The sequence below is a fragment of the Collimonas sp. NPDC087041 genome (assembly GCF_044745265.1).
In the GTDB taxonomy this organism is placed as follows: Bacteria; Pseudomonadota; Gammaproteobacteria; order Burkholderiales; family Burkholderiaceae_D; genus Collimonas.
In genome coordinates, this window is the sequence record NZ_JBIUZX010000013.1 from 143,377 (window position 1) to 153,153 (window position 9,777).

At 51.6% G+C, this 9,777-nt stretch carries 13 protein-coding genes; all 13 read left to right on the forward strand.

All coding sequences use genetic code 11. From position 1 onward, the window contains the following. The first annotated feature begins 28 nt into the window (after positions 1-28). Positions 29-685, forward strand: coding sequence for a DsbA family oxidoreductase (locus ACIPF8_RS21045; RefSeq protein ID WP_400424890.1), 657 nt, complete (start codon positions 29-31; stop codon positions 683-685). Between the two features lie 118 nt (positions 686-803). Then, positions 804-1,835, forward strand: a complete 1,032-nt coding sequence (locus ACIPF8_RS21050) for a nuclear transport factor 2 family protein (RefSeq protein WP_400424893.1) — start codon at positions 804-806, stop codon at positions 1,833-1,835. A gap of 127 nt (positions 1,836-1,962) precedes the next feature. Next, positions 1,963-2,139 carry a DUF6434 domain-containing protein gene (locus ACIPF8_RS21055; RefSeq protein WP_400424896.1) on the forward strand — a complete coding sequence of 59 codons (177 nt, stop codon included), beginning with the start codon at positions 1,963-1,965 and terminating at the stop codon, positions 2,137-2,139. A 133-nt stretch (positions 2,140-2,272) separates the two neighbouring features. Then, a complete protein-coding gene (locus tag ACIPF8_RS21060) occupies positions 2,273-3,640 on the forward strand; it encodes an alpha/beta hydrolase family protein (protein WP_400424898.1) in 1,368 nt (455 codons plus the stop codon). A 244-nt stretch (positions 3,641-3,884) separates the two neighbouring features. Continuing rightward, entirely contained in the window at positions 3,885-4,526 is a 642-nt protein-coding gene (locus ACIPF8_RS21065) for a GNAT family N-acetyltransferase (protein WP_400424901.1), read from the forward strand. A 79-nt stretch (positions 4,527-4,605) separates the two neighbouring features. Then, positions 4,606-5,058, forward strand: a complete 453-nt coding sequence (locus tag ACIPF8_RS21070) for a hypothetical protein (RefSeq protein WP_400424904.1) — start codon at positions 4,606-4,608, stop codon at positions 5,056-5,058. A 94-nt stretch (positions 5,059-5,152) separates the two neighbouring features. Next, complete coding sequence (locus ACIPF8_RS21075) at positions 5,153-5,452, forward strand: hypothetical protein (RefSeq protein ID WP_400424907.1); 300 nt, start codon at positions 5,153-5,155, stop codon at positions 5,450-5,452. Positions 5,453-5,577: 125 nt separating this feature from the next. After that, positions 5,578-6,222: a hypothetical protein gene (locus tag ACIPF8_RS21080; RefSeq protein ID WP_400424910.1), complete on the forward strand. Its 645-nt coding sequence runs from the start codon at positions 5,578-5,580 to the stop codon at positions 6,220-6,222. Positions 6,223-6,265: 43 nt separating this feature from the next. Then, positions 6,266-7,174 carry a HEAT repeat domain-containing protein gene (locus tag ACIPF8_RS21085; protein WP_400424912.1) on the forward strand — a complete coding sequence of 303 codons (909 nt, stop codon included), beginning with the start codon at positions 6,266-6,268 and terminating at the stop codon, positions 7,172-7,174. Between the two features lie 96 nt (positions 7,175-7,270). Continuing rightward, on the forward strand, positions 7,271-7,885 hold the full coding sequence (locus tag ACIPF8_RS21090) for a hypothetical protein (protein WP_400424914.1): 615 nt from the start codon (positions 7,271-7,273) through the stop codon (positions 7,883-7,885). Positions 7,886-8,092: 207 nt separating this feature from the next. Further along, positions 8,093-9,025: an ADP-ribosylglycohydrolase family protein gene (locus tag ACIPF8_RS21095; protein WP_400424917.1), complete on the forward strand. Its 933-nt coding sequence runs from the start codon at positions 8,093-8,095 to the stop codon at positions 9,023-9,025. Further along, positions 9,025-9,354, forward strand: a complete 330-nt coding sequence (locus ACIPF8_RS21100) for a hypothetical protein (protein WP_400424920.1) — start codon at positions 9,025-9,027, stop codon at positions 9,352-9,354. The genes ACIPF8_RS21095 and ACIPF8_RS21100 overlap by 1 nt, the downstream gene beginning before the upstream one ends. Positions 9,355-9,433: 79 nt before the next feature. Then, positions 9,434-9,736 (forward strand): DUF6678 family protein, encoded by a 303-nt coding sequence (locus tag ACIPF8_RS21105; protein WP_400424933.1) that lies wholly within the window; start codon positions 9,434-9,436, stop codon positions 9,734-9,736. The last annotated feature ends 41 nt before the right edge of the window (positions 9,737-9,777 follow it).

Genomic DNA, 9,777 nt, shown 5'->3' on the forward strand with positions numbered 1-9,777 from the left:
GACAGGTGTCATGCCATGAGGTATTGCCATGAATAACGCTTTGAAAATAGATTTCGTCTCCGATGTCGTATGCCCCTGGTGTGCGATCGGGCTGGCGGCTCTCAATATTGCGCTCGAACGCCTCACTCCGGAGACGCACGTCGACTTCACCGTCCACCCCTTCGAGCTCAACCCTGGTATGCCCGCAGCCGGGCAGGAGCAACTTGAACATATCACCGAAAAATACGGCATCACCGCCGATCAGGCGCGCATCAACCGCGAACAGATTCGGGCCAGGGCGGCTGCCGTCGGTTTCACCATGAACCGCAATGACGCCAGCCGTGTCTACAACACTTTCGACGCGCATCGTTTGCTTGCCTGGGCAAAAGAGAAGAATGCGCAAGCAACGCTCAAACTGGTCTTGCTCAAGGCCTATTTCACCGACGGGAAAAACATCTCGGACAGGACTGTGCTGGCGCAACTTGCCATCCAGGCCGGCCTGGATGGCGCCGAAGCCAACGAAGTACTGGCATCGGATCGCTTTGCTCAGGAAGTGAAGGAGGAGGAAACGCTATGGGCCCAGCGCGGCATCAGCAGCGTGCCCGCAGTTATCGTGAATGATCGCTACCTGATCTCGGGCGGCCAGCCGCCGGAGGTATTTGAAGAGCAGCTTCGGGCGATCCTGGCGAGCGACGAGCGGGATTGATTGTCGCTAGGGAGTGTTCACGAACTGGCGCTGACCGGGAATGACCGGCGTCGGCCAAAACAAGACACTCGAAAGCCAACGAAATTAAGGTCATGCATAACTAAATTCGGAGAATTTAATGGCAAGTATCGATACATCAGATCGCCTTTCTATTTGGCAACTAGCCCCCAGTAAACAAGTCATGATTCAGATTGATGGGAACGACTTGGCACAGCTGAAGTCATCAGGGTACAAACTCTGCTTTGCCAAGAAGGTCAACGATGCTTACAACGTTGTCTGGCAGTCTTCGTCCGCTTACCTTCCCGCCAACAAATTTTCTTGGACTATGCAATACCAGTTATCGGCCAGCAATATGTTTTTCGTTGGCATGCAAGTCACGGCATCAACTAATTCCGTCAAAATTGGCCTAGGTGAAACCTCAGTATTGGAGCCCTTCGGCTTATTTAACCCTCCCCACGCAGATGGTCTAATAAGCAGTATCACAATGCGGAATAATTATGGCCCTATTCATCCTGTTGTAAGTCAATTCGTGACTGGGGTCAGTGGTGAGTCTGAATCCTTGCCAATATATATTGCAGAGCGCGGAGTGGACTTGGGCGAGGCGCGTCTCACCCCTGTCCAGAAGGTTCTGGTCTGGTTTGAGAAAAATATAGAAACCAGCACCGTGTTCAACACCGCCCGCTCACTTTCCGTGGAAATCGATCTGACGGACCTGAATTCCGCCACCTGCTTGTATAAAGACGGGCAATGGACAGTAACGCCTCAGTCCGCATTACATGTCGAGACGAAATCTGCCGAGGAAGTCGTCCAGTCACAACTCGATGCTTACAATGCGCGCAACATAGATGCGTTCCTCGCCACGTATGCGAACGAGGTCGAGCTGTTTGGCTTTCCGAACACACCGTTGACGAAGGGAAAGGAGGCAATGCGCAAGCGCTATACGGCACGGTTCAGCGATACAATTTTGCATTGCACCATTGTAAAACGCATTGTTATGGGAAATACCGTCATCGACCATGAGCGCGTTCGCGTTACGCTTCCCGAAGGAGCGGGTGTCATGGAGGCGATTGCAATTTATGAAGTTCACGATGGAAAAATCGCCAAAGTCACATTTATTTCCGGGAAAAAAACACCAGGCGAAAAGTTGTAAAGTGATGGACGACTGACACATCACGGCCAAAATCGGGCGGTCAAAGACGTCCGCTAAGCTGATGACGATATTGGAGGAATTTGGTCATGAAATTTGATTGGCACGGCGGAGTAATTGCGCGACAACGTTGGTCGATTCTGCTTACAAAAATACGCAGACCGTTCGGTGCTTTCTTTCACATCAGTGTGGGCCGGAGTTCAAATTTGACCGGGATCTGATGGCATGGATACGAAACGGTGTTGAGAAGAACATGGGCGACGTTGTGGACGAGTGGACGCGTCGACATACATTGGCGCAAGACTAGAAAATGACTCATTCCGGCCAAAACCAGCCAGTCGAAAGTGATTGCCAAATTGAAGGGGATTAGGCTCCGGCAGCATGATTGCCTTGCGGTAAGTGTGTAGAGTAGGATCTGACACCTACGCCAAGGAGTTCAAATGCCATCCACCAAAGTTCGAATCTCTACCATTCTCCGCTATTCAGTATTTGCGTTTGCCTGCTTTTCGGTCTCGGCTTTTACCCAGCCCCTGCCGACGGCGGCGCCGGCCTGTCTTACCGGCGCCTACCGGTCACCGACGGGCGAGATCGTCACCTTGACCCAACGTCCGGGCTTTCCGCAGACACTGCTGGCGACCGATTTCAGCGGCCGCAGCGGCGTCTTTGAGGTGGTCGGCGACGGTATATTGAGAGCAGCGCAGGATACAGATAATCCGGCCAGGCTGGCAGGGCGCTTGACTTATGCTGGATGCCAGGCCACGTCGCTCGACTTGCAGTTTTCTGGCGCTGACGCGCAAGAGTGGTCGCGCTTGCCGCTGCGGATCACCCGTACCCGTTTCATGTCCGGTGCGGTGCAACTGAATGGAGAGTTGATCGAGCCGATGGCTGGCGGCGACAAGCCGCCGTTGTTCGTACTGGTGCACGGCTCTGAATCGAGTGCGGCGGTCGATTCCAACAACCATGCTTTCCTGATGGCGAGTCAAGGTGTTGCTGCCTTCGTGTTCGACAAGCGCGGCACCGGCGCCTCAGGCGGCGTTTATACCCAGGATTTCGTATTGCTGGCGGGCGACGCGGCCGCCGCGGTAGGGGAGGCGCGCCGGCTTAGCGCCGGCCGTGTCGGGCGCGTCGGCCTCGTCGGTTTCAGTCAGGGTGGCTGGGTCGCGCCGCTGGCGGCGCTCAAGGCGCAGGCGGATTTCCTAGTGGTAGGTTATGGCGTGATTGGTACGCCGATCGAGCAAGACCAGTGGCAGGTAGACTACCAGTTGCGCCAGCTCGGCTACGGCGAAGACGTGATCGGCAAGGCGCGTACGCTGACGGCCCTGGCCGGCAACGTCGCCGCTTCGGATTTCCGTCACGGCATGCCGCAATTGCTGCGGGTTAAGGATAAATACGCGGATGAGCCTTGGCTGCCGAAAGTCGATGGGCAGTACACTGGCACGCTGCTGCGCGGTGAGGTGGAGCGGGCGCGCAGCGAAAGCCCGCAAGTGATCTGGCATTACGATTCGCTGGCAGTGCTGCGGCAGCTCGCCATCCCGCAGCTGTGGGTGTTTGCGCAAGACGATTCGGTGGCGCCCAGTGCGCCGACCATCGCCCGCCTTAATACCTTGCGCCGTAGCGGTAAGAACATCGAGATTGCGGTTTTCCCGCAGACGGATCACGGCATCCGTTCGTTTTCCGTGAAGCCGGACGGCAGCCGTAAGTACCTGGCTTACGCGGCCGGATACGATCAGCTCTTGGCCGACTGGATGAGGCAGAAACCTTTGTCGCCGGAGGTGCAGCCGAGGATGCTGGCGGCGCCGGCCAGGTGAAATTTCGTTTGCCTCAATATGAGCGACCGGCTTAGTTGATGACGTTGATCGCCTCCGACTCGAAACGACCCAAGGTAGGCAACCCATCATCTCGGTGCAACTACAAGTTGAAATGAAAAACTCGTGCCAAGATGTTCGTGCCTGGACTCTGGCACGCATTTTTTGTAGTATTTGATGTCGTACAGTTCTTGTTGCCACTCCATATTCATGTCGTCGGACCTTGCTCCGGCAGAGAGAGGAGAAAATGGCCGATTTTTGCGTGAAGCCTTTGGATGTATCGACTTGGCCGCAGTTCGCTCAAATGGTGGAGAAACACAACGGCGTATGGGGTGGCTGCTGGTGCATGGCCTTTCATCCGGAAGGTGTAGGTCGCTCAAAGACAGTCGAGCAAAATCGCGCCGAGAAGGAGCGTCGAGTGCAGCAAGGCCATGCTCATGCCGCACTGGTGTATGACGACGCGAACTGTGTCGGTTGGTGTCAGTTTGGGCCGACCGAAGAGCTTCCGCGCATCAAACGCCTGCGTGTGTATCGAGAAGGACTCGTCGCGCTTCCAGATTGGCGTATTACCTGTTTTTTCGTCGACAAATCATATCGCGGGAAGGGCGTGGCTTCCGCCGCCCTTGCGGGAGCCCTGCAGGAAATCGCGTGCCTTGGGGGGGACGGGTCGAAAGCTATCCCGAAGATGTGGAAGGCCGGAAGGTTTCGGCGTCTTTTTTGCACAACGGATCAGTATCGATGTTTGAACGACATGGATTCGAGCGTGTTCGCCGTCTTGGCAAGGACCATTGGTTGGTCGCCAAAATCATCGAACCATACTCCCACTCTTAGACATGGAGAGTCTAGTTTGATTGGACGCCGCGCCCACTCCTTGGTGGAAAGTTTGTGATTTCTAATTCACGGGTATTTAGTATGTTGATTTATCAGAGCATCATGGGATAGTTTCATTGGGAATTGCAATCTGATGATTGGCGTTTAAATATGTCTTCTCGCGGCCAGAAGCGGCCATTTGCCCGTTGATTAGATTTATTTATCCGCGCAATCAAACCGAATTTTTTATTTTGCCCAATCGCCACATGAATCTATCAAATCCGATTCCGCTACCGTTCACCAGCGAGTCTTTTGTTCGGTTGCTCCAATACGGTGCGAATCCAAACGAATCTCCGTATAGTCACAAGCAGATTGCTGAATGGTGCGATAAGTTTTGGTGCCGATACATAGACATTGATATTCCAGCGGAAATCGAAGCAATACTTCCGATTCTTACGGACGTGGAAACACAATGGGACTTGCACTTGGCAAACACCTTTACAGTCGAACAGCTTCGTTGCGATAGCTTTGAGGTCGAACGAATGCCTGTCGAATGGTTCAATGATTGGCTAGATCAAGTCCTGAAACTCAAAACGAAAATCAACAGCTAGGCTAAGACGTGCGACAGAATTCGGCCAGGAGCAGATGATCCAAGGCTTTTGAAACGCGGCAAAAATGATGTTTAATTTGACTCAGAATAATTACATGACAACAGTCTTTTTGTACGGAGGCTCCGCCCGATTTTCTGGGGTGGCTGCCTTCGACTGGGCGTGCCCTGCAGTTGGTAATTCTCATAAATTTATCTTGTTTTTGGCGCAGGCCAACGATACGGCTGACAACAATTTGGCTAAAGCCGAGTTGGCAAGATATGGGTTCTCGGAAATTGCACTCGGAGATGGCCGACCTATCGTTGCAGAAAGCCTGAACGCTCCAAACATGGACATGTTTCGGAGGCATTATGAGGGTGCATTTACAGAGGATTCCTCGATCGTTTGGTATCCGTGACGAGCTTACGCGGTTCCAGATTGAGTAGAGCGGCGGCAAGCGGCCAAAAGTGGACGGTCAGAGTATCTGCTAAAAAATTTGCGTCGGCCTGTCCTTTGTCCGAAGTCGAAATGAAAGCATTCTAGGTGGATACCAGCGAAATAATGAAACGAGTGATTCAGTATAATTTTGGCTATCTCGTAGTAAGGCTCCCCGCATTTGTAAGCGAGTTTGCAGGTGATACGCTTCATACGATATCAGACTCGCAAGGGCGCGATATTTCCTATTTCGGACTGGATCGTAATCCTTGGAGGGACTTCGACGACTTATTCTATTCGGAACAATTAGCGGAAAAATACAAGAGTATCCGTCAAAAGATTATAGGGTCGAAGTTGAACTCTTTCAGTCCCGGTGTTTGTTATGAAATTCAAGAAGCGAAGGAAATTCTTGAATTATCTAACAAGGCATTAATTCGTAACGAGCTCATCATGATCACGGCCGAAAGTGATATTTCAAAATCAGGAGAGCAAGATAATGTGCTTGGGTTCGATTGCTATGTTGATGGATACGGTTCGTTGCTTCGACTCGGACTCTTTCAACGGGGTGATATCTTTAACGATTTTTTGCCCTACCTAAATACAAACGGTATGTTTAACAGTTCTGAACAAATTTCTAAATATGTAGAGGCTTACCTTCAACGATACGCTGAAGGTGGCCTGGAGCCGATTGATGCAGCACAATCTGATATCGACATGTATTTAGTATCTCGGGTAATAAGTGATCCTGTGTAGGGAACGCGGCGCGAGAGGGATCGGCTACGGCAAGGTTATTGGAATGACAGCCGCCGACCAGGAGCTGTCATTTGAAATGCTCGTTGAACGAAGGAGGAAATCAACAAGAATGAATATTGGTCATCCAATGGCGCATAGTTTCAAAAGCCTCCTCGGTATCGCACTTCAAGACTGGAATAGTGACGAGAGTTGGCAAGCAATTGCGGAGTTGCAGATGCGTGGATCACCTGAATCTCTCGCTATTGCCAGTAGGTTTGCAAAGTGTCGGAATTGGAGAAAACGAGCTCTAGGCTTGTATGTTGCATCACAGCTTTGCAGAAGCCCAAAAAAATGGGAGACAATAGGACGCGCGGAATATGCGTTGTGGGAAACGCAAGCGATGTTGTTAGCTGGTTTGCGGGATGACTGCGTTGAAGTTGTTCGTGCCGCAATTTCTGGATTTGCTCACAGGCCGCATAAGTCGGCATTGCCAAATCTCATTGGATTTGCAAGTCACCCAGATCAACAGATACGTCTCCAAGTAGCCATTACGTTAGGCAGCTACATCGAGGTCGAATCAATTGATGCACTATTAAGGCTTGCGACAGACATCTCTGATGACGTTCGCAATTGGGCGACCTTTAGCATCGGCTCAATGCATCGAGCAGATAATCCCAATATACGGGACCTACTATGGCGCAATTTACAGGACCGCGATGAAAATGTCAGAGGTGAGGCGGTGGTCGGCCTGGCAATTCGCAAGGATGAACGAGTCGCCTCAGTCCTGCTCGAATTGTTGGACATTGACTGCGGAGTCTTTGAACTGAATGCTGCGGAACGAATGGCGAGTCCGCTGCTTTTGGATCGCCTGAACGCATTAAAGAAATCTGTTAACGACAAAGACACAATTGATTCATATTGGTATCGGCATCTTTTAGATGCGATTGTGGCGTGTAGTCGTACCAAGATGTAGAAACGGTCCAGATTTTTGGGTGCGTAACCGGCGCAATTCGGCCAGAAGCCAACAATCCAACGACAATTGATCTCCCATTTTAGGTAGAACAGATACATGTCAGATATTGGTCACAATCGCGCAATCAAAATGGCTGCTAAAGCAACGCTACAACCAATTGGTTGCAAACAAAAGGGCAGCTCGAGAACGTGGCTAGACCCTCACTCAATGTGGACTGGTGTCATTGAATTTCAACCTAGTTCCTGGGCAAAGGGCAGCTACCTTAACGTTGGCGCGTGCTGGTTATGGCACGAGAAAGACTTTCTCTCATTTGATGACGGGTATCGTGTGGCGCAGTTCCAAGCAATGGGGGCCGAGGACCTGTTTACTCAAGCATCGGTCACTCTGGCGACACAAGCACATGATGAAGTCCTGAAGCTGCGATCTCGGTTCTCCTCTATCGAGAAAATTGCGGCGCACCTGAAAGACAAGGATTTCTCCAATATCTGGCAGAACTATCATGCGGCTGTTGCCGCCACCTTGGTAAATGACATGGCACATGCTTCAACGCGATTTCGCGCTGTCATGCAAGATAAGGACAATCGCAGCTGGGCGCTGGAATTGAAGAGCCATACGACTATACTTCAGAGCATTTCCAATGATTCGGTTCTTTTTCTGAGGACCATCGAAGAAATCGTTGAGCGCTCCAAGAAGCGTCTTAAGATCAGTTAGATCGAAGGTCTACGTCGACTCTGAGCGGCTGCAATCGGCCAGTAGCGGTCTTTCGCGGGTGCCTTCTAAAGGCTATTGTTTTGCCAATCATTTCGTGCCACGATAAACGACAAGGAAATATTTACCGAGAAGCCTCAATGAACGACACCACCAACATAGAATATGAAATTCACATGTCCGCAATTGTTGCAGGAATGAAGGACCTGAATGATATTTGATAGATGGGAGCGAATCCGCGGCGGCCTGTATGGCTTATTAATCGGAGATGCACTGGGTGTCCCATACGAATTTTCGTCTCCTGGCGAGATTCCTGCACGACACCTCATTGAAATGTCTCCGCCGTCGGATTTTTCAAGGGCACACTCGACGGTTCTGGCAGGGACTTGGAGCGATGACGGCGCTCAAGCCCTTGTGCTTCTAGATGCATTGGTAAGAAATCCTGAGCTCGACCTCAAAGAGTTTACAAACGGACTGCTGACATGGTACCGCACTGGCTTTATGACGCCAGATGATCATGTCTTCGATGTCGGCATTCAGACCACGCATGCACTCGAAAACTACGCGAAAAACGGTAATCCACTCACCTGCAGCCCAAGCGACGATTGGAATAATGGAAATGGCTCTTTGATGCGCACGCTGCCTTGTGCTTTTATTGCGGCATCGACGCCAATTGATATCATCGGACGAGCAAGAAAGCAGAGCATTCCAACGCACGGACACCCGCGCTCTCAATTGGCCTGCGCGTTTTATTCGTTAATGGCTTGGCAGATGGTGGAGGGGAATGCGCCTGTCGAAGCATTGGATTACGCACAGGAGACGCTTGAGCATCTGATTCACCCCACTGAGAAACAGGAGCTAACTATCCTATTGGATGGTCGCCTTGAGCCCTCGAAAGGCTCGGGATATGTGGTGGACAGCCTATGGTCGGCAATTCGATGTGTCTTGGCTACGTCGAACTATGAAAACTGCGTCCGCAATGCAATCGCTCTTGGAAACGACACGGATACTACGGCCTGCATCGCGGGTGGCCTCGCCGGCATACTCTATGGAGAACAAGGTATTCCGGTCCGTTGGAGAGAGACTTTGAAAGGACCCGCTATTGTCGAGGACCTGCTTAGTCGTTTGAAAGCGGCTATCTGATGCATCATCTATACTCCGTAACGCGGCACAAAGATGCCAGCGATTTGGCAACGCAGGCGGAAATCATCTTCGCCATGCTCCAGATCTCTGCCTCGGAAGAACGTTTCAGTGCTAACTACCCTCCGAATGATCACTACTTCCTTGGGCACGCCATAAACGCTTCCGTCGTCGTTTGCGATGCTGATGACGAAGACGCAGCAAAGTATCCGTATTGGGTCGTTGTCAAGAACCCTATGCCATGGGGAAATCCTGGCGATGCACCGAGCATACTGATAGCTGAATTAGCCTCAGCTCTGACCAATGTAGGTTTGTCAGTTCGTGATTCGTAGGTCTTATTCTAAGGCTGGATTCGGCCAGCTGCGGACATTCGTATCCACCATCAACTAGGCGCTCTATATGTCCCCTGTCATGAACAGCACGAAGTGGGAGGAACTGAGATTCGGTATGAGCGGGCTTGGCACACTATCACCTCGGTTTCGCGCGCGCAATTTGCATAGTGGATATGTCAGTGCGTGGGATGGGGAATGGTTCCACCACTTCTATGGACACCACGAAGAGGATGAGTGGGTTGAGATTGCCGTGACATCCGCAGCCCAGCGTGAAGCTGTTCTGCGAGTGCTCCGCTCAGTGCATGTGCCTGGCGTCACGACAGAGACGGGATTCAAAATCTTCGGCTACGTACCCCTTGGTACGCATGTCGAATATCTATAACCCACGATGGCACTCACCTATGATCGGCCGATAAAATTGGC